The organism is Nonomuraea sp. CA-143628, assembly GCF_050942315.1.
Classification (GTDB): domain Bacteria; phylum Actinomycetota; class Actinomycetes; order Streptosporangiales; family Streptosporangiaceae; genus Nonomuraea.
The window spans coordinates 1397644-1418173 of the sequence record NZ_CP192072.1 but is presented as its reverse complement, the minus strand read 5'-3'; the positions used below and the strand labels follow the sequence as shown (position 1 = coordinate 1418173).

Sequence of the window (20530 nt, the reverse complement as noted above, 5' to 3'; positions counted from 1 at the left end):
GGAGCGAGCCATTCGGCACACTCCGGGTTGACGAATCGCCGGGCGCCCGCCAAGGGCGTCGGCCGTGACGTCGCCAACGCTAAGAAGATCCAGGTGGTCGCCGCATCAGTGAACTCGCCGGTCTCAGGCTGGTTTCAGGTCTGGTATCCGGCTGGGCTTTCGGTGAGGACCAGCCGCATGAGTTCGGCTCGCGAGGTGATGTCGGCCTTCTGGAAGACCTTGCGCAGGTGGTAGTCCACGGTCCGCGGGCTGAGGAACAGCTGCGCGGCGATCTCCCGGTTGGTCAGACCTTCGCCGACGGCCAGCGTGATGCGCAGTTCCTGCGGGGTGAGCGAGCTCAGCGCACCTGCCTCGGGGGCCCGTACCGATTCCCCGGTGGCGCGCAACTCACCCAGCGCGCGATCCGCCCAGGCGAGCGCGCCGATGCGACGGAACGTCTCCGCCGCGCCACGCAGGTGTCGCTGGGCCTGCGAACGTCGCCGGTCACGCCGCAGCCACTCACCGAACAGCAGTTCGGTCCTGGCCTGCTCCAGCGGGGAGTCGGAACTGGCGTGCAGGCGCAGGCTTTCCGCATAGTGAACGTCGGCCGCTCCATCGGTGCAGGTCAGCGCCCGGCAGCGAGCCGCGAGGGCGCCGAGCTCCGGTGCGGCCGTGTGCCGGCTCCACTGGGCGTAGCGGGCCGTGGCCGCGGCGGCCCGGTCGCGCTCACCGGCGCGGACCAGTGCCTCGACGAGGTCGGGTACGGTGCCCATCACCAGGTCCGCGGGCGCGTCGATGTCCCAGGCGCCAACCGCCTCGAAGTGCCGTACGGCTTCGCGGTATCTGCCGGCACCCAACTCGATCAGGCCGAGAGCCCGCCAGGCATAGGACATCGCGTCGGCCAGCCTGCGGTCGCTCCCCTCGGCCAGCACTTCGGTGGCCAGCTCACCGGCGTCCGGACGGCCCCGGACGGCCGCGCAAAAGGCAAGCAGCCCTCGGTTGCGGCAGGCTGTGCTCGACTGACCGACCTCGGTGGCGAACTGGCAGCCCTCCTCCGCGTGAGCCTCGGCGAGGCCGTACCTGCCCCGCGCGATCTCGTCGGCGGCCTGGTACTCGAGGTTCCAGGCCAGCGCACCGAGTGATCCGCTGGTGCGGGCCAGCCGTCCGGCGTCGCGGTACAGACGCCTGCCCAGCTCGTGCTCTCCGAGCCCGCGAGCGACGGCCCCGGCCAGGGTCATCGTGATCGGATCGGTGAGCGACCCGAGCACGGCGGTGTCCCGTACCGCGGGTTCCGGATCGCGGCCGGTACGAGCCCGGCAGGCACGGCGCAGGAGCAGCAGCACCGCCTCCTCCGGGTCGTCCGGCGCCGGCGTGATCTCCTCCAGCCAGCCGCCCAGGTCCGACCATGCCTGCGGTCGGAGGGCGCGGATGCCGAGGTCGCCGTACATCGCGACAGTCGGGGCGAAGCGGCGCCGGTCGAGATGCAGCGCGCGCGGCATCCACGGTCGGATGAGGTCCAGCGCGTCCTCGGGTGAGCCGGCGAACACGGCCACGATGGCTCGCATCACGGCCAGGGGTATCCGGTCCTCCTCTTTCAGGTGGGGTTCGCGCTCGGCTCGATCCAGCAGTTCTTCGGCCTTGGCGGTGAACCCGCCATGGAGTGCGGCGTGCGCGGCGGTCCACAGCCGCCGTCCCCGGCGCGGACCGTCCGCGGTGAGCTCGGCCGCCCTCGACAGCGCGGCCATGGCCGCGGCCGGGCCACCGCGCAGGGCAGCCTGTTCTGCCGAGCGCTCGAGCTGCTCGGCGGCCTGCTCATCGTGGTCGACGGCGGCCTGCCCGAGGTGCCAGGCACGACGATGCTGGTCGGCCGGATCGTCGAAGGCCGAAGCGAGGGCACGGTGGATCGCCGCCTGCCGGTCCGCTGTGGCGCTGTGATGGATCGCGGATCGGATCAGCGGATGCCGGAACACCAGGCGGGGCCCGTCATGGGTCAGGAGCTCATCAAGCTCGCCGCGGTGGAGTGGGCCGATGTCGACCCGCAGCGAAGCGGCCGCCTTCTCAATGACGTCGGTGCTGCCCGAGCCGTCAGCGGCGATCAGCTGGAGCAGCGGCAGCGATTCGGTGTGCCGCGCTCGAACCTTGGTCAGGAACGACCGCTGGAGTTCGTCGGTCATGGCCGGCGGCTCGTGCGTCCCCTCTGGCGGTATCCGGCTTCCCGCGAGCTCGATCAGGGCCAGTGGGTTCCCGCCAGTGGCAGCCAGCAAGTGGTTCAGTGCGCTTTCGGTCAGTCGTCGCTCGCCGAAGCGCTCGGCGAGCAGGGCCTTGGCCGCTTCCCGGTCGAGACCCATGAGCGGGACGCGGCGCAGGTCGGGCAGGTCGATGCCGTGTCCCTCATCGACCCGTGCGGCCAGCACCAGCGCGACAGGCTCGTTGTCCAGGCGGCGGGCGACGAATGCCAGGGTCTTCAGCGTCGGCTGATCCGCCCAGTGTGCGTCGTCGACGACGCACAGCACCGGTTGGCGGTCGGCCAGCAGAGACAGCAGCGACAGGACCGACAGCGCCACCAGGAACGGATCGGGCGGTGCTCCGTGCGCGCGCCCGAACAGGATGTTCATGGCCCGTGCCTGCGGACCCGGCAGCCCGTCGACCAAGCCGAGCACGGGAAGCAGCAGCTGGTGCAACGTCGCGTAGGCGAAACCGGACTCCGGCGCGACGCCGACTGCGCGCAGCACCTGGAAGCCGGTGGCCCGCTCCTCGATGTAGGACAGCAGCGCCGTCTTGCCGATTCCGGGCTCACCCTGCAGGATCACCCCGCCGCCGCGTCCCTCGGCGACGTGCCGCAGCAACGACTCAAGCACCTCGGTCTCGTCGTCTCTCCCCAGCACACGCTGAGCATAGAAAGCCCCCGACGCCCATGACAAAGCAGGCCGCAACCCCCAAGACCGGCGACTTCGGGCGAGACCTGTGGTTTCTCGACCACCGGGATCGGTTCAGACCCGCGTTTGAAAGGCCGGACCGAACTTATCCCCAATCGCAGGAGTAGCCGTAATGGCTCGTGCCGGCCGGGTGACCCACGGGAAGTGGCTCGCCGATGAGCGGTGGGATCTCGACCGCGTCCCAGTTGAGTGTGCCGTCTGCATGGAAATGCTCGCCGAGATGGATCGTGCCGCCGAACTGACCCTCCGTGTAGGCGAAGAGATGAAGGTCTACGCCGAAGGGCGGTTCTTCCACCTCCGCCACCACCGGAGCCATGAGCCAGGAGCAGGCCCAGCGCACCTCGTCCGGATGAGTGGTGACCACACGCTCGGAATGGCTGAACGAGCCTGACCCCATCTCCAGATGGAGCTCGTAGTACGAGAAGGGAGGCTCCTTCTCCAGTACGTCGATGGGGCCGGTTCTGTCGACCAAGGCCCTCAGGGTGGCGACTCCGGCGCGCGCGGCGAGATTGCCGGGGTCCGCGTTCAGCACCCGCGCGTAGAGGGCGTGTGCTTCGTCCCGCCTACGGGCGAGAGTGCGGTCGTCCTCACCATGCGCGATCGCGTGGTCATCATCGATGTGCCAGTAGGCGATCTGCTGAACGAGCCGCCCGGCGAGCATGACGGCGGCGAGCTGATCGTCGGGGCGGGCGCGCATGGCGGCGCGCAGCCATGGCTCCTCCGGCCAAGTAGCGAGGAACTCCCCGTTCATGAGCTCTTCCAGGGAGTCGGCCCTCAGCATGCACAGCAGGCGGCCCAATTCGCGAGCGGAGTCCGGATCCCCTGCGGTGGCCGCGGCCCGCAGCCTCGAGATCAACTCCTCGGTGACCGCCATGGCACGCCATGCTAGCCGGACCGCGACCAGTCGACCATACGTTCGACCCGCGTTACACAGCTAGTGCCGCCTCAAGCAACGTTCGCCTGTTATGGCCTTGGCCGACAGGAGCCCGAGAGTCCGATTACAGCGCCGGGTCGTTGACCGTGCGGAAGGTTACTGACACGCGCCGCGTGCGCGAGATGCGGCCTGCCGTGGTGGGGTCGCTCTTGCGTGCGGCAATGCTGTGACGCCAGGTGTAGCGGGCAGGTCCTGACATGACGCACAGGCTGCCGGGGGCGAGAGATATCGCCACCTTCGTACCGTCCGCCGGATGGGTGAAGTCCATGACGCAAGCGGAGCCCAGGGAGATCGCGGCGACGACCGGGCCAAAGCAGGGCACGCAGTCGACGTGTGGGCTGATGCCCTGTCCCGGCTGGTACTCGTTGATGATCACTTGGTTCGCTTCGCTGTCCATGATTCCTTCGCGGAACAGGCGCATGGCGTCCTGTCGTGCCCATGCCGGGATCGGCGGAGCGGCGGCGACCAGGGGATTCCTCGCCACACTCCGGCGGCCGTAGTCGTAGCGGTGGCCGTAGTGTTGCACTCGTCGTCGCAGTTGTGTCGACCATTCGGCGGCGTCGATGAATGAAAGCAGTGACGCGCAGGCGTCGGGAGTGAACCAGCCGGCGATGTAGCGCAATCCCGGCACCATCCCATCGCGAGATGCTGGCGGGAGGCAGTCACCAGCGTCAAAGGACAGTTGATCGAAAGACTCCGGCATGCCGAAAACAGTAGCCAGCATGACCAACCAGAACAAAAGGTAGTTCCATGCGGGCGCGACTCAGGGACTGGTACGAGCGTGAACCGATGATCCAGCGCGGGCACGTCAACAGTCCTCAGCTGTGGACCGGCGATCCGGAGTCCGGGCGTCGCGTGGCGGCCGGACAGACCGTACTCGACCCCGTCGTGGTCTCGCAGTTGCTGTCCCGGCCCCGTGAGCCAGGTTCGCTCGACCCCACGCGAGCAGGAGGTGCTCACCCTCGTTGGCAGCGGACTGAGTCATTTGCCGGTTGGGTAGCCGCCAGGTTCGCAGTTGAACATCTCGGCGAACCGCCGCTGGGCGATTTGCATGAGCTGAATGAGGTCGTGGTCCTGGTCTCGTGCGGGGTTCCGTTTGACGGTGATGGCGATGAGTGAGTTGTTGGATCCACAGCGGAACCAGGCTTCCACCGTCCGGTACGGATTGAGCCGGACCTCGAAGTCAGCGATCAATCCCTTGGCCAGTTCTCTGGGCAGTTCGGCCGGACTGCTCTTCTGCGCCCAGTCGAGGTATTGCTCGATGGTCCTTCGGGAGCGTGAAACGTCGTAACTTGTGAAGAAGAGGCTCTGCTTTTCATTCGAGATGCAGCAGTCATACCCGACAGGATCGCGTTTGGCCTCACCCGCCTTGTAGGGACCGGTGTGGTCCGTCAGATCGGCCGATGAGCAGTGGCGTAAACCCACGCGGGCACCAGAGCGTCAGATGAGGCGACTAGAGATCGCTGTCGTTGCTCATCGCTTAAGTGACGCAAGCATCACGATGGCAGGTCAGAGGGCCGTTCCACACCAGCACGGGAGCGCACTATATGGCAGGTAACTCGAAGGCCGCCGGATGCCTCACACTCTTTGCGATCCTGGCCGTCGTGGGCGGTTGCATGCGGCTGTTCGGCTACGAAACCGAATCCGAAAGGCTGCAGCCATAGCCGAGACTGCGCGAGCAGCTGGCCTGCCGGATCTGGTCGGCAAGTCCCTCACCGAGGCTCAGAACACCGCCCGGACGATGGACATCCGCTTGGACGACGAGGGCATCGGCATGATCAGCTCCTGTCACGACAAGACCGACTGCATCATATTCCGGATGTCTCCCAAACCGGGCGCCGTGGTGGAAAAGTTCGGAGAAGCGTCGGTCACATGGGCGACCAGCGAGGAGCGAACCTGGTACAATAAGCATCGAAAGATGCCGAAAGTGGTGGGCTGGTCAGAGGAGAAGGCGGAGCGCTTCTTCGAGCCCGTTGAAGCAGCAGTCGACGATACGGCCACACGGGAGAGCCGAAAGGTGCCCGCCGGGAAGCATTTGGTGCTAGCGCAGTCCCCGAAAGCCGGAAAGCCGTTGAAACTGGGTCAGAAGATCAAGCTCGTGATCGGCTACAACTACGAGTCGTCCACCAGCACTGGGGACACGAGATACGGCAACACGGATATTGACGTACACGTCGGCGACGGAGGCGAATCGCGATTCTGCAGCCGACGCCGGTGGTGCTAAGGGGCCGCTCTCCGTCGTCGGGCAGCGCCCACGATCAGCACCGTAGCCTGCGCGCCCCACAGTGACGATGCCGCCGGAGCAACTGACCGCTAGGAGATGTGGAAGGGTTAACCAGAGCTGGTGTCGCGGAGTGGACCGTACGCCTTGAGCAGTTTCTTGAGCTCGAGCTTGGTAGCGCTGAACGGGACAGGGCGGTTGCCTTGTCCCTGAAAGTGGCCGAGGGCTTACAGGAGGGGCGGCTTGTGTGGTGCGCGCTCGCCACCTCTGGTCCAACACCGTGCCGGCTGTCCGGAGTGCATCGACTGGCTCGACCAGTTGGTCATGCTCCGCCGCGGCAACGGGCGACCGGACTGGCAACCGCTGGCCAACTTCACCCTGTACGTCGCCCATACTCCGCTGGCGATGGAGAACTACCTCAAGGCCCGAGTTGCGGAAGAGGGGGCAGCCAGTCGAATCGAGCGTGCCACCAATGCCGCTTCAGTAGTTCCACTCGACGAAGCTCCGAGCGTCCCTTATTGTCACATTGATCCCACAGATAGTCGTCCGCAGAGATCCAGGGTTTCCGGATGATGGCGACACAGGAACAGATCAGCGCCGCTCGGCGCACGATCGAGCAGTTACGCGACCAGCATGCCAATGATCTGCGTAAGCTCATCGGTCTGCTCCAAAGCGGCGCGATGAAGGGCAAGGCAGCGGACAAGCTTGTCGAGGACTGCCAAGCCTGGGAGGCCGCCTACAAAGGCGTCTTTCACCGGGCACTCGCATTGCTCGAATCCACACCCGTGACCCCCGGCTCCGCCGAGTCGCCCACCGACCTCCTAGGACGCGGGCGGGGACAACTTCCCTTTCGCACCGATCCCGGGGCGCCTCGCTGATGAGCCCGCATCCGACACGCATCGGTATAGACCCAGCGCTGATGAATCAGCTGATCAACGAGATTCGGCGACTGAAGCAGTCATGGCCTGAGATTGACAACCAGATCGGCAGCGCCTTGCGCGCAGCCGACACGAACATGTCCGGACCAGGCATGTTAAGGGACATCAGCTTCCAGATCGGCGAGCGGATTCCCGATTTACAGCGACGCCTGGACCTCATCATTGCGACCCAGAAGATCGGGCTCGACAAGGGTGTGGTTTGGGCGGATGAGTCGCTCTGGGTGTCGAACTCGCCCACCAGCGGTGCGGCAGCGGCCAAGCAGGTAGCCGACGAGTTGCGCGCCGCGCGACGAAACTTCCCCTTCCTACAGCGACCTCTCAGCGGCAAGACGCTCGATGCGCTGGAGAAGCATCAGCATGATCCGTACTTTGCCATCGCGTTCGCTAAAGAGATGCCACCTGAGGAGCTCAAAGAGCTCCTCAGAGACCTCGATCAGTCTCAAGCAACCATGCTCATCGGCAAGGATGATAAAGGGCCTGAGTCTGATGCACAGCGACTTCTGAGCACCCTCGGAACCATATTAGGAACGGCGTCCCGCGGAGTCGGCGACATGAAGTTGCCCAAGGGGTACGGCGACCAGTTGATCAGCAACAAGGATGTTCGAGACAGCTCCACCGTGAACGAGCTGCTGAGACACGGCACCTTCGATGACGCATTTCTGCGCGACCTGGCGAACAAGGTATATGACAACACGCAGAAGAGCCCTGGTGATCGAGGAGGCATAATAGGGTTTGGCTCAGGCCTGGCAGCGGCTCTGGCCAACAATCCTAGGGTTGCGCAAGATTTCTTCGCCGACCCAGCGCGAAAACCGCTCGCTTTCTTGATGCGGAACAACCGTTGGGATGACGGCGGTCGGGAGATGGGACGAGCGATCGAAGCCGCCACGACCACGTATCGAGACCATGCCGAACCTCCGGAAAATTCTCGAGGGTACAAGTCAGCCTTGATCGCCTCATGGGCAGTGCACTTCTGGGCCGACAACAAAGCTCAGTGGGTGCTTCCAAAGACGCAACTGAGCGCAGCACGCGTCCTGTCCGCCTACATCAGCGACGTTAATCGAATCCCCGGAAGCAGCCCCAAAGAAACCATGGGTGTTACGCCCCTGGCTGACTCGGATCCAAATCTGCCGGGTCAGCAACCGTACGGCGCCCAGTTCGAACGCAAGGCTCTCAAAGATATGATGACGTGGGCATTTGGTGATCCCCAGGCGCTCAAGACGATCACCGAAGCTCACGGCAGATACAGCCTGAAGGTTGTGGACGCACAAGCAGACCAAATTGAAGAGGCAAGCACCAAAGCATTTAAAGAGTGGCAGAGAAGCCATCCGAACGCCACCAAGGCCGAGCTTGCCAAAGAGTGGCAGAAAAATCTCGAAGCGGGCATGGTCAGCGCCACGGCCGAAGAATTCAAGGCCAAGGTTTTCAATCTGAGCAGATCCCTCTACCTCGTAGTAGATGCAGGCAATCTTTCCGACATCAATAAGGCGGATCGGAAGGACGAATCCTACGAGGCGTTTAGTGATGCGATCATAAATACGACAAAGATGGTTCTCACGCCCGCCGGAGATGAAGTCGTTGCGGGATACGAGGGCATGCAGGACAGCCTTGATGACGCCTTCAAGTTCGAGGAGGGCAAGAAAGCACGAGCCCAAGCCGGATCTACACTAATCGAAAGTCAGAACTTGTTCAAAGATCTTGTCGCGGGCGCAATGCTACGACACGGGCTGTTCGGCGAGGATTCCACCCCTGGCGGCACACATCCACACGCCTTCCGCAACTACGCCAAAGATTCACCGGGAGACTTCCTCAATAAGGACGGACAGCTCAAGCCGCGCAGCACCATGGACGCCACAGAGGATTTCGCATATACAGAATGGCTAGGACAATCGAAGGCGTCGCGGATCTTCAGCGGCATCGACTCCTCGGTCCGAAGCGGATTCACTCCCCCAGGGTCGCCACCAGATCCGAAGGCGGACGAATGAGCAGCCGTGTCTTGCTGTCAGCCGCTCTCGCCGCTCTCCTGCTCACGACTGGCTGCTCATCCCCTCCTGTACAACAGGATCGGCGTCCGTTGGGTAACGTAACCGCCGAGCCTCGTGAATGTGGCCTCATCTCCCGCGATGCCATTGCTCGCGCCACAGGCTTACATGACTTCTATGCGGATGGAACGGACTCGATAGCGCACTTCGCATACTGCCAAGTGACGAGAGCGCCGGACACTTCAGAGCCCGCATGGATGTTGATAGAGCTGCGAGCTCCGATGGCTACGTCCATCCAGAGTCTCGAAGCCACCAAGGCAAGCGACAAGGGAGTGTCTCTGCCGAACGGTCTAGGGCCCGGGTTCAGCGCCTTGATCAAGGATAAGGAGGGGACCCCAGTGGGCGCCTATGCGCTGGCATGGGTGCCTGATGGATCCAAGCTGCTTTCCGTCAGGATCGCACGAGGCGCACCCGGTCGGGACATTCGCGCCGACGCCGTCGAGTTCGCCAAGCAACTCAAGCCCTTTCTCCTCTCCTCCTCGCCGGGGTGACTCCCAGCAGCCTGAGTGCCGCGTCTTCCGTTGACCGTGCGCAAACGTGGGGTGAGACATTCGTCGACCTGCACTGCGCTGGCAACGGGCTGTTTCATCGTCACTTCTGCACCGACCAGGCCGCGCCTGAGGAGATCGCCCGGTAGGTGATGGACGCCATGGTCGAAGAGCAGGTGCCGCTGATGGGTCACTGCGCTTGACCAGTCAAGATCTGCACCCACAGATCCCTGGCATCTCGGGCCGACAGCCAGGCACTCTCCACGACTTCTGATGGGCCCTCGCCGGAGATGCGCCGGACGAACCAGAGCCCGCCCGACGTACACAGCTCGAAGATCGGGCGCTGACAGCTGCACGTGTGCTCGCGCACCCGCATCCGATTCGCCCGTGGCCGGCTCTGCTGCCAGCCCACCGACTCGGCCTGTACGTGCGGAGCCGCTATATGCAGCCCGTGGTAGTCGGCCAGGATCGTCCAGGTGACCACGACATCACCGCCCGGCGCACTGGTCGTGGAGCAGCGCCACAAACGTCGCCGCATCATCGGCACTCACCGTCTGGTGAAGGCCCGCATCGATCTGCGCGTTGCGGAGCCGCACACCGCGCCTGGTGGCATAGAACACACCCGCATCACTGCTGAAGAGCGACCAGGCCGGAAACGCCGCGCGAAGAACGTCGAGGTCATAGCTGCGCATCGCCATGGCTTCACTCTAACCAGCCCTGTACAGGCCTGTCCATGCCATGACAACACATGGGTTGGAACGAGCTGTATGTGCAGGTATTCCTATGGTTAGAGAGTGATTGAGTTCGAGCCCGATCGCTTCAGGTGGGAGCAGATCGCCGACACCCTCCGCCAGCGCATCAGCGATGGCACCTACCGGCCCAAGCACCTACTGTCCGAGGTGCAACTCATGCAGGAGTTCGGCGTAGCCCGCGGCACCCTCCGCAAAGCCATGCAGCGACTGCGCGAGGAGAAACTCATCTACACGATCCCCAACCTGGGCAGCTTCGTCGGCCAGCGCACCGAACCCAGTAACGAGAACCCCACGGCCGGCCAGCCTTCCGCGGAGTAGGCGCCGAGGCGTGCGTCGGCGATCGACTTTCACGACAGCCCACAGGCACCCGCACCGAACAACCTCATGCCCTCAGTCAACGTCGTGATGGCCAACGACGCCAGCGAGGTACTCCTCCGTTCCTCCCACGGCCAACAGGGAGCGCGGTCTTCGGGGTCGGAGCCAGCGGGACATCCCAGTGACGCTGTCGGAGCGCAGCCGAGAGCGACGCTCGATGATAGGCGGCTGCCCCGTAGTCACCGTGCCTGACCGCTAAGGATCTGGATCCACAGCGCCTGCGCAGCGCAAGCGGACATCCACGCACTTTCAAGGATGTCCGCAGGCTCCACGAACGGGTAATGCCGTACGAACCACAGGCCGGCGGCCGTGCAGAGCTCGAACATCGGGTACCTACACGCGCACGTATGACCGCGAACCCGCAGTCAGCTGACTTAACCTGTCACCTGAGGGCGTGGGACACGGCTTGGGCATCACGAATGCCCGAACTGGCCAAGGCGGCGGCTCGCGATCTCAACCTCGGCGGGGCTGAAAAGGTTCGCGAACTGAGGCTGTACGACCAGCGCCTCGACGGTGAGGTCCAGCCTGCCGCGCTCCCAAAGGGCCGCGAAGCCGTCGGAGACCGCCGGCGTGTTGAGCAGCTTCCGAGCCGTGGCAAGACTGCCGTGCTCCGCCAGCATGCTCAAGAAGTAACTCGCGTGATAGTTGGCCTCGTTCCTGGCCCTGTCGTAGATGGAGCGCATGGCCTGATCGAACTCCGAAGGCGCGTCCTCTGCGGGCTGATCAACGTCGTTCTCCCCTGCCCGTGTCCGGTTGAGCCGCTCGGCATAGCCGAGTAGCGCGTCCACAGAAGTGAAGACCATGAAGCCGAGCTCTTCCAGACGGGCTATGTCCGAGGACTCCGGGTCGAGCTCCAAGACGACCGGTTTGCCCTGGCCGGTCTGAAGCCCCTCAGGCCAGAATGCCTCTGCCACAGCCAGGACACGTCCGTCGACGGGATCCGCGATCTCACTGTCGAGAGCCGGCTCGACGTAGCCGAGCTGACGCATCGCTTCCACCATGCCCTTGATCTGAGCCACGCGGACGTCGTCCTGCGTCTCGCTAACGCCGACGGGTCCCAGTTGACCGGCTCCCAGGGCACCGTCTCTGAGTTCCGTCAGCAGAGACTGTGCTGCCTCGGCCAGAAGCTCTCGACGCGCTGCCAGGAAGTCCAGGTAGCGCTCAGGCCGCCAGAGGTCGGGGTCTTCCGGAATCCACTGTGAAGCAAGAACACCGGGATGTTTCGCTTGCGCCTCAGCGAAGTAGTCCTCAGGAGGCCTCTTGTTGATCTTGAGATTGGTGTCCTGGGTGAGGAAGCAGAAGTTCGCGATGGCGTTCACTTGGCTGCGGTCGTAGCCCGCCCGATATAGCAACGCCTTCGGGAAGATGTGGTGTACCTGCAGCGAAGTGAGCTTGCCCAGCATCTCGGCCTTCAACTCGAGCCCACTACCGAGATCGCGCGCTCCCTTGACCCGGGTCAGCATGTAGAGCAGCGGATAGAACCGCGAGCCCTGCGTAGATCCCTCGAAGTCGTGCGGCTGAATCTCCAGGTTGCCGCCGCGCCAGCGCTCCAGGGCGGTGATCAACCCGTCGATGCCGGCCCGCTCGGCCACCTCGTAGTCATGGGCGAGCGCCGTTTCCGTGGAACCTGCGAAGCGGCCCCAGAGCGCGGAGTGGATGTACCAGTAGAGCACTCGATCGCGGTGGGAACTGTCGGTGAAATTGCCGCCCGAGGCCAGATGGAGCAAGCGGGAGATCACGGGGATCGCGTAGCGTCCCATGAGCACTCGATCGTGGTCGAGTCCCAACCGTCCGGAGACGGCGTCCAGCACGCTGCCCACATAACCGACCGCCTTGTCCAGCGCTGTCTCGAACTCCTCCGCCGACACCTCGTTGAGCGCGGTGAACACCGCGCGTCCCGTCGCCACGGCGGTGGTGTTCCGCAACAGCCAGTCGAGTGAGAACGTGAAGCCCGCCTCGGACCAGTTATTGAGGTGATCGCGCATGACCTGACGGGCAGGTGCCCACTGCGCGCAGATCTTGGCCAGCGCGAGGTCGCCCTTAGACAGTGCCGTGCCACCGGAGTTGACCCGGTTGAAGATGTCCACGACGACATCGACGTCCTTGTCCGGGCCGGTGATCTTCTCTTCGTGGAACTCACGCTGTTCGATGTTCTTCAGGCGGTTGAGGCGTTCGAGGTAGATCGCGAACTTGTCCGGCAACTGCGCGAAGTCCTTGATGAACGGCTCCAGGCCCTCCGTGAACAGGCGGGTGACGTCCACCCATCGCACGTCATCCTTCATCTTGGCCGGGCCGTAGAACTCGAACGCCTCCTCCTCGACGTTGAACCGCAGGCCGGTGAACGCGGAGACGTCGCCTTCGAAGAAGGCCGGGGCACGCCCCCGCATGACGCCGTACAGCGAGGTGATGCGTTGCTGACCGTCGAGCAGCAACCGCCGCACGCCGCCATCCGGCGCTGCGCCGCGGACAGAGGCCGGGCCTGGCTCCGTCTCCCAGATGAGCAAGCCGCCCACCGGGAATCCCTTGTACAGGGAGCGCATCAAGCCTCGTACCTGATCGCGATTCCATACGTAGCCGCGCTGGAACTCCGGCAGGAGCACCGTGCTGTTGTCGATCTGGTGGAGCAGTACTGAGAGAGTGGCCATCATCCGTCCTGTGAGATGAGAAAGGGGCTCGGCGCGCCGTGCCACGACACGTAGAGGCGTTCTCTCGCCCTGGTACAGGCGACGAACAACAGGCAGCGCTCACGCTGCACGTCATGAGCGTGTGTCAGCTCGTCTTCGGCGGCCGGTGTGATCGCGCTGGCGGGTGGCAACTGGTGTTCGCCGGCTCCGATTACGGCCACGCAGCGGAACTCGAGCCCTTTCATGCGATGCATGGTTCCGGCTCTGACAACGCCGTCTTCCTCACGGGCTTTGGCAAGGGACTTGACGGGAATGCCCGAGCGCTCAAGCACGGCAACGGCGGAGTCGGCCAGCATACCGGAGCGCGCCGCGATGCCGATTGCGTCCGGCTCCACGCCCGCCTCCAGCCATTCGGCGACCTTAGCGGCCAGGGCGTCCAGTTCGTTGCGCTGTGACCCGAAGCCGCGCAGTTCTGGTGGCATGCCGTGCACCAGGGATCGGTACCCCTCGACGGTATCGAGCCCGCCGTTCATGTCGTCCACGGTCTCTCCGCGGATCATGGCGAGGCTCCAGGCGAGGATCTCGGCAGTCGTGCGGTAGTTGACGTTCAGGCGGGTAGACCGTCCAGTCACATTGATACCGACGTCCCGCAGCGACACTCGGTTGTCGTAAATGCGCTGGTGGCTGTCGCCCGCGATGAAGATGTCGTCAGGTCCTTCGGCGACAGAGGCGCGGAGCAAGCGCCACTGCACCGGATGCAGGTCCTGCGCCTCATCCACGATGACATGCCGATACGGCTTCACCGCGCGTGCGCTCAGCAGGCGGGTTGCCTCCACGCAGACGGTCTCGTACGTCCACACCCGGCGCCGCTTGAGCTCCTCCTGGAATTCCCACAGCGCCTGCCACACCTGGGCCTTCTGCCTGGCGCCTAGGCGCCTTCCGCGTCCCGCCCGCTTCGCGACCAGGTAGTCGGCGGCGCTGAACACCTGCTGGGCGAGAACGACGTGCCGCCACTCCTCAGCGAGGAACGCCACGCTGAACGGCACGTCGAGCTTGCGGGCGATACGCCGCCAGATTTCCTTCTCCTCACGGTCCGCCAGGATGGCGGGACGGCCGTGTTCCTCGGAGAAGATTCGATGAGAGAGATGGTCCACGTGCCGTACTTCGATGGCGTCGCGGACCTTCTCGGAGTCGGTCAGCAGGCGCAGACCGGCTTCCAGCGAGGCGGACAGGGTGGAGGTGAAGGTCGTCACCAGGGCCTGGCCAGCGCCGAGCGAAGCGAGGTGGTGGGCGCGGTGCAGGGCGACGACGGTCTTGCCCGTGCCGGGACCGCCGGTCACGCGAGCGCTTCCGCTATAGGCGGCCTGGACCACGCGTTCCTGTGAGGGATGTAGGTAGATCTTCCAGGTGGCGAACGGGTGTCGGAAGACCTCCATCAGCTCATCCGGGCCATGTACGAGTACGACCCGTTCCGGCGTGCGCTCGATCGCAGCGACGAGGTCCTCGGTGTCGTACCGCTCTGCCGAAACGCTGCCGCTGATCTCCTCCCAGACCGCCTCCGGTGTAAGGCCCGCAGCCAGTCCGACCAGCGCGTCGTACTGCGTCTCCGGCAGGAATCCCTGCGCTGCTTCGAGCTGGATGACGTCGGTCAGCGCGCGGGCGAAGGCGAGAACTTTGCCCTCTACGCCGAATCTGGTCAGGACGGCGTCACCAAGGTGATCGAAGAGCCGGCCAGGAGCCAACCTCGCCATCCCGTCGAGTTGGGTCTGAGTCTCCTCGACCGCGGCGATGTCCCAGATCTCGATCCGGCCGGTCGCGGCGTTCACGGAGGCATGGCGGCGCTCGGCCCACCGATAGGCCGCGTCATGCCCCAGCACCTTCAGCAGCAGGTAGAGATCACCCGATTCCGGGACCAGCACCACTCCACGCCAGTACTGGTTGATTCGGATGGTGCGAAAACGCGGATCCGCGGCCCCCTGTATGCGTTCCAGGTGCAGCCCGGCGTGCGTGGCCTGCTCGAACTCCTGGAACACCTCGTCCACCCGGTCCTGCACGGAACGCTCCAAGCGCGCGTAGTCCCGCAGGAAGTCCCGGTAAATGCCGAGCCTCGCCATCTCCAGCGCTCATCTCCCAGGTAGTTGACGACCGGTCACCCCCTAACGGGCTCGGTCAGGTCAGGTGTCCAGTCCTTCGAGGATCTCGCGGACCGCTCGTGCGCTGGGATGGTTGGTACCGTACCGCCGCACTAGGTCTTGTAGGAGGGGGCGGAAGGTCTCCCTCGCGTGGACCACATCACCCGCGCCCAGCTCGAGCAAGCCGATTTGGCGCCGAAGTTCAAGGATGCGATCCTCGTCCACTCCGAAACGTTGCTCATCCGCCAGCAGTCGCCTGAGCTTCAGCAGGGCAAGATTCGTGTCGCCGAGCATGGCCAGGGCGTTGGCCTCCATCATGCGGAAGCGAAGGGCCAGATCGTTGGCGGGCCCATCTCGCTGCGCGATGTCGTCGGCGAGCTGCGCGAACTCCGGGGCAGCACGCCGGTAGTCCCCTCCGAGGAAGAGCACATCCGCCAGCTCGATCCGGAGCGTGAGCACCTCGGGTTCCATGGCACCGAGCGTCTCAGCGGCAGGCCGCACAACTTTGCCGAGCACCTCCGCTGCTTGCGTGAAACGAGACTCCGCCTTGAGCAGTTCGGCGTCCTTCCTCGCGTACGAGATGTCGCTCGGCCGGAAGGAGACATCGACAGGGCGAGGACGTGCTGAAGGTGTCGGCATGGGAGCCGTCCCGCCAGCGCCCCGTTCCGCAGGCGCGCCTACTCGGCCCACCACTCCCGCATACATCTGGACTGGTTGCGGTGAAGCGGCATTTACATAGCCGACAAGAGGTGGCAAATCGCCGCAGAATTCGAGCAACCGCTCGTAAACGTCCGCAGCGGATGCGGGCCGACGGTCGGGCGACTTCTCCAGCATCCACAGGACGAGTTTCTCCAGCTTCTCCGGCACATCTCGCCTGAGGCGCCGGAGCGGCCGCGGCACTCGATCGATGTGGTTGCGCAGGGACGCCAGCGGAGTGGGACCACCGAACTGATTAACGCCGGAGATCATCTCATCCAGCACGACGCCGAGGGAGTACAGGTCAGCCTGCGGGCTGGTGGTGCCGGCCATAGCCTGTTCGGGCGCCATGTATTCCGGCGTGCCCACGGTCATCCCGGTCCGCGTCAGCCGCGTAGCGGTGGGTGAGATGGCTGCGGCGACGCCGAAGTCAAGCACCTTGACGGCGCCTTCAGGCGTCAGCATGAGGTTGCTGGGCTTGAGGTCCCGGTGAATCAGCGAGTTGACATGAGCAGCCGCGAGCACCGAGCACACCTGGGCGGCGATGGCCGCGGCCCAGGAGATGGGGATCTCCGTCTCGTCGATCAGCGTTTGAACGGAAACGCCGGGTATTTGCTGCATGACCAGGTACAGGTTGTCTTGGTGGGTGCCACAGTCGTACACCGCAGGGACGCCAGGGTGCTCCAACCGGGCGGTAATGCGGGATTCCCTGACGAATCGTTGGGCGAGCTCGTTGTCCGGTTTCCCGTCAGGCAGGCGGTCCACCCGAATGAACTTAATCGCGATCGGCCTATCCAAGCGCTTGTCGAAACCGAACCAGACCTCCCCCATGCCGCCTCCACGACGCGACAAAGGGTCGAGTTCGTATCGGCCGCCGATCGTTTGTCTGGTCATCCGGCCGCCTCTCCTTCGAGCTCTGCTTCCCAGAAGAAATTACCGGATCTAGGCGGCGTTTACAGGTGCCGCGCATACCTCAGCTTTACCTAAGATTCGGGCTATGGCCCGGCAGAACGATCACGATCACGTTCCTCTTGAACCCACTCATGTCAGGCCTGCGCTGATCGATACGCTGAGCTACGCGTGGGTGATCGTACCGTTGTTGTCGATCGGGGTCCTCGCGCCCTTGAGCATCGGCTTCGCCGCCTTCCGGCTCAGGAGCCGACTGGTCGCCGTTACTGCCGCCGGTTACCTGAGCCTGGCTCTGGGACTCATTGCGACGGAGGGGCTGCGTGACTGGCCCTCCGGTGACTGGCGCAACGAACTCGCCTGGGCAGCATGGTGCGTCGGCCCGTGGTTCGGTGGAACGCTACAAGGATTCCTGCTCCGTTCCAGGGTCTTCCCAGCGAAACCCCTGCCCTTGACGACGACGCATGGCACGCATTCTGCTCGAAAGTCCCAAATATCATGGGATCCCTGGGCAATCCCACCATCGGCCGAGGCCTTGCCGATTCCCGACAAGCCGACCCAGCAGATCCTGGCAGGACCCGCCGGACTGGCGGTTCCGTTCAGCTATCTCTGGGCGGTCATACCGCTCCTTTCGCTTGGCCTCGCCACCTCCCTGGCCATCGGCGCGGCGGCGGTGCGCTTGGGGAGCTGGAGGCAGGGCGTCGCCGCAGCGGTCTATCTCGTGTGCCTGGCGGCCTTCATCATCGTGCGCGACCCGATGGCCACGATGCCGGACACGGCCTGGCAGTCCCAGCTGGTGTTGTGGGCCTGGTCTTTGGGGCCGTGGTGGGGCGGCACCTTCCACGCCTTCATGCTGCGGCAGGCCGTGTTCAGCAGGCGTCCAGAGCTTACGCCCCCGTCGGACCACCCCCACGATGTCATCGGCCCGTACCGGCTCGTCAGACGGCTCGGCAGAGGAGGCCAGGCAACCGTTCATCTCGGCTTAAGTCCTGCCGGCAGGCAGGTCGCGGTCAAGGTGCTCCATTCCTCGCTCGATTTCGCTCCCGCCGAGCGTGAGGCGTTACGCCGGGAGATTGCCGCCGCTCAGCGGGTTCCCCCGTTCGCGACCGCGCCCATCCTGGACTTCGGGATCGCGGACGACCGCGCGTACATCGTCAGTGAGTACGTCCCCGGCCCTACCCTGCAGGACTTCGTCGCCCATGGTCGGCCCCTGGACGCGCATGCGCTGATCCGGCTCGCTATCGGCACGGCTGCGGCGTTACGGGGCATTCACAGCACCAGCATCGTGCATCGGGATTTCAAGCCCAGCAACGTCCTGCTGGCTCCCGACGGTCCGCGGGTGATCGATTTCGGGATCGCCCGCATTCTCGATCGGGTCACCATCACCTCCGGAGAGATCAAGGGCACGCCTGCCTACATGTCCCCCGAGCAGGTCTCCGGTCAGGACGTCGGCCCGCCTTCGGACGTGTTCAGCTGGGCGTCCACAATGTATTTTGCAGCGACTGGGCGACTGGCCTTCGACGGACCGACGTTCGCCACCGTCGCCCACCAGATCTGTACTCGTCGTCCTGACATCACGGGGCTGCCGCGGACGCTCCAGGGGCCAATGGCGGCGTGTTTCAACACCGATCCCCGTGCTCGGCCAACCACCGCCCAGCTCATGCTCGCCGTCACTCAGTGACCGGCTGAAGCGAGCCTACAGTGAGCCCTTCCAGGATCTGTGCGGCCAGTTGCTTGCCGATTCTGGCGGTCTCGTCGATCGCCCGCTCGTATCCCTCCAGTTGTTGGAAGGCCATACCGTATCGGCGCTGCTCCTTAAGCGGCAGTCGAGGTATCTGTGCCCGTCGGACGTCTATCCGCAAGGTGCCGGAATGTGCGCTCGCGGTACGTTCGGCGGACAACCTGAGAAAGCCGGCGAGGAAGTGCGGATCGAAGAGCTCCGGATCAACGCGGATCATGAACAAGTGCGGACCGAGGGTGACCTCCTCAGTGAGCACCCGGGCATGAACCACGCGAGTGATCGCGGGGATGACCACGTCACCTGGCCGAGCGGTGATCGTGCCGACCTCGGCTGTGCCTTTGCCGGTTGGGCCGCGGCCCAACGTGACGTCCTTCGCGGTGAGCAATGGCACGTCGCCGGACTCGGTGTCCATGCGCATCGGCGTCTGCTCGAGTTGGACCGCCCCGGCGCGGACGAGTTCGCCGAGTGTGGTCATGGTGAGGGCGCGGGGCTCCTGGAGCACGTTCGGTACTGTGTCGGCCAGCTTGAGGGAGAGAGCGGCCAGCTCTGCCCGTGACTCGTCCACGTTGCCTGTCGGCGGTATTACCGCTTTAGCCAAGTACCGGGATGGCGTGAGATCGACCTCGTCGTCGAGTAGGTCGATGATCGATATGGCCCCCTTGGCTTCCTTGAGAAAGGACCGCCACACGGGAAGCACGTTCTCTAGCTCACAATCGGCCATCAGGACCTGGGAGGGGACGGCGTCGTTGTCGCCGGGGCGACGCAGCAGCCACAACTGAGGCGACTGCGTCGACTGTGGCGCGGAGCCTGCGGGAAGCCCGATCACTCCTTGCAGGGTACCGGTGCGGAGAAGCTGCGAACGGATTCGCCTGCCGGAGCGGCGTGTGGCTGCGGCGGGCGGCATCAGGACGACCACCTGGCCTCCGGGTCTGACCCGTGCTAGGCAGTGCTGTACCCAGGCCAGCTCTGACTCTCCGCGTGGCGGAAGACCGTACTGCCAGCGTGGGTCATTGGTGAGCTCTTCGTAGCCCCAGCCCCGTTCGCTGTAGGGAGGGATGCAGACGGCGGCGTCCGCTTCCATGCCCGGGAAGGCATCGGCGGTTAGAGAGTCTCCGGTCCGGATCTCCGCCTCGATGCCTTGGGCAGCGAGGCGGGCGGCGGCTAGTCTCGCCATGGCCGCGTCCCGTTCCTGGCCGAACACGCGCCCTGCCTGGCGCCGGGCCGCGTCGACGGCAGCCATGAGGAGTCCGCCGAAGCCGCAATGCGGGTCGAACACCGTGCCCGACGATTCCAGCAGCGCCGCCATCGTGGCAGCCACTTCTGCTGATGGCACCTGGACTCGCCGAGAGTTGGTCTCGATATAGCGGCGATAGAGAAATTCGACCGTTTCGCGCGTCCCGAGCTCTGCCGCAAGCCGACTCGCGGCATCGGCCAGTTCTGCAGGTGGATCGGCGTCCCCTCCAACGAGTGAGCAGGCCACGGAACTCACGACGGACAGCAGTTGGAGGTCATCAGTGGAGTTACGAATCTGCTGCCAAACCCGCTCATCAAAAGGAAGCTCATCGAGCTTGCCCTGGGTGCGGAGCCAGGACTCAACCTCGTTGAGCGAGAAGAGCGGGTTCGACGACGTCCCGCCAACAGGTTCGGGGAAGTCCTGGAACCTGCGGCGCCAATTGCTGACGGCCGCACGGCCCACACCTGCCAATCGGGCGATGTCACCCGCTGTCACCGTGGCATCGTCCCGCATGACATACCTCTTTCTACGATCC

At 64.6% G+C, this 20530-nt stretch carries 15 protein-coding genes and 1 pseudogene; 5 read left to right on the top strand and 11 right to left on the bottom strand.

Annotated elements, in window-relative coordinates; translation table 11 throughout:
- Window positions 1-134: 134 nt before the first annotated feature.
- From ACQP2T_RS06575 to ACQP2T_RS06560, 4 genes are all read right to left on the bottom strand, one after another.
- On the bottom strand, window positions 135-2864 hold the full coding sequence (locus ACQP2T_RS06575) for an ATP-binding protein (protein WP_433515298.1): 2730 nt from the start codon (window positions 2862-2864) through the stop codon (window positions 135-137).
- Between the two features lie 136 nt (window positions 2865-3000).
- Window positions 3001-3789, bottom strand: coding sequence for a hypothetical protein (locus tag ACQP2T_RS06570; RefSeq protein ID WP_433515297.1), 789 nt, complete (start codon window positions 3787-3789; stop codon window positions 3001-3003).
- 124 nt (window positions 3790-3913) lie between these two features.
- On the bottom strand, window positions 3914-4588 hold the full coding sequence (locus tag ACQP2T_RS06565) for an alpha-ketoglutarate-dependent dioxygenase AlkB (RefSeq protein WP_433515296.1): 675 nt from the start codon (window positions 4586-4588) through the stop codon (window positions 3914-3916).
- Window positions 4589-4830: 242 nt separating this feature from the next.
- Complete coding sequence (locus ACQP2T_RS06560; RefSeq protein ID WP_433515295.1) at window positions 4831-5274, bottom strand: hypothetical protein; 444 nt, start codon at window positions 5272-5274, stop codon at window positions 4831-4833.
- Between the two features lie 316 nt (window positions 5275-5590).
- On the opposite strand from ACQP2T_RS06560, the gene ACQP2T_RS06555 reads away from it, so the two are divergent.
- Window positions 5591-6073 carry a PASTA domain-containing protein gene (locus tag ACQP2T_RS06555; RefSeq protein WP_433515294.1) on the top strand — a complete coding sequence of 161 codons (483 nt, stop codon included), beginning with the start codon at window positions 5591-5593 and terminating at the stop codon, window positions 6071-6073.
- Between the two features lie 110 nt (window positions 6074-6183).
- Here ACQP2T_RS06555 and ACQP2T_RS06550 read toward each other — a convergent pair.
- Window positions 6184-6372 (bottom strand): annotated as a pseudogene (locus tag ACQP2T_RS06550) (hypothetical protein); the annotation flags it as partial.
- A gap of 267 nt (window positions 6373-6639) precedes the next feature.
- Between ACQP2T_RS06550 and ACQP2T_RS06545 the strand changes: the two are divergent.
- Window positions 6640-6948: a hypothetical protein gene (locus ACQP2T_RS06545; RefSeq protein WP_358181541.1), complete on the top strand. Its 309-nt coding sequence runs from the start codon at window positions 6640-6642 to the stop codon at window positions 6946-6948.
- A 41-nt stretch (window positions 6949-6989) separates the two neighbouring features.
- Complete coding sequence (locus tag ACQP2T_RS06540; RefSeq protein ID WP_433515293.1) at window positions 6990-8990, top strand: hypothetical protein; 2001 nt, start codon at window positions 6990-6992, stop codon at window positions 8988-8990.
- 735 nt (window positions 8991-9725) lie between these two features.
- On the opposite strand, the gene ACQP2T_RS06535 is transcribed toward ACQP2T_RS06540, so the two are convergent.
- The gene (locus tag ACQP2T_RS06535) at window positions 9726-10019 is read right to left on the bottom strand and encodes a hypothetical protein (protein WP_433515292.1); all 294 of its coding nucleotides are present in this window, start codon (window positions 10017-10019) and stop codon (window positions 9726-9728) included.
- Window positions 10020-10023: 4 nt separating this feature from the next.
- Window positions 10024-10233, bottom strand: coding sequence for a hypothetical protein (locus ACQP2T_RS06530; RefSeq protein WP_433515291.1), 210 nt, complete (start codon window positions 10231-10233; stop codon window positions 10024-10026).
- A gap of 96 nt (window positions 10234-10329) precedes the next feature.
- Between ACQP2T_RS06530 and ACQP2T_RS06525 the strand changes: the two genes are divergently transcribed.
- Window positions 10330-10605, top strand: a complete 276-nt coding sequence (locus ACQP2T_RS06525; RefSeq protein WP_433515290.1) for a GntR family transcriptional regulator — start codon at window positions 10330-10332, stop codon at window positions 10603-10605.
- Window positions 10606-11075: 470 nt separating this feature from the next.
- Here the strand turns inward: ACQP2T_RS06525 and ACQP2T_RS06520 are convergent, their stop codons facing one another.
- From ACQP2T_RS06520 to ACQP2T_RS06510, 3 genes are read right to left on the bottom strand one after another with little or no spacing between them, the layout of a single operon-like run.
- The gene (locus tag ACQP2T_RS06520) at window positions 11076-13307 is read right to left on the bottom strand and encodes a GmrSD restriction endonuclease domain-containing protein (protein WP_433519720.1); all 2232 of its coding nucleotides are present in this window, start codon (window positions 13305-13307) and stop codon (window positions 11076-11078) included.
- A complete protein-coding gene (locus tag ACQP2T_RS06515) occupies window positions 13307-15400 on the bottom strand; it encodes a UvrD-helicase domain-containing protein (RefSeq protein ID WP_433515289.1) in 2094 nt (697 codons plus the stop codon). The genes ACQP2T_RS06520 and ACQP2T_RS06515 overlap by 1 nt, the downstream gene beginning before the upstream one ends.
- Window positions 15401-15460: 60 nt before the next feature.
- Window positions 15461-17008 carry a protein kinase domain-containing protein gene (locus tag ACQP2T_RS06510; protein ID WP_433515288.1) on the bottom strand — a complete coding sequence of 516 codons (1548 nt, stop codon included), beginning with the start codon at window positions 17006-17008 and terminating at the stop codon, window positions 15461-15463.
- Window positions 17009-17111: 103 nt separating this feature from the next.
- Here ACQP2T_RS06510 and ACQP2T_RS06505 point away from each other — a divergent pair, with 103 nt between their 5' ends.
- A complete protein-coding gene (locus ACQP2T_RS06505; RefSeq protein WP_433515287.1) occupies window positions 17112-18701 on the top strand; it encodes a serine/threonine-protein kinase in 1590 nt (529 codons plus the stop codon).
- Here the strand turns inward: ACQP2T_RS06505 and ACQP2T_RS06500 are convergent.
- Entirely contained in the window at window positions 18691-20508 is a 1818-nt protein-coding gene (locus tag ACQP2T_RS06500) for an N-6 DNA methylase (protein WP_433515286.1), read from the bottom strand. The genes ACQP2T_RS06505 and ACQP2T_RS06500 overlap by 11 nt on opposite strands.
- Window positions 20509-20530: the final 22 nt, after the last annotated feature.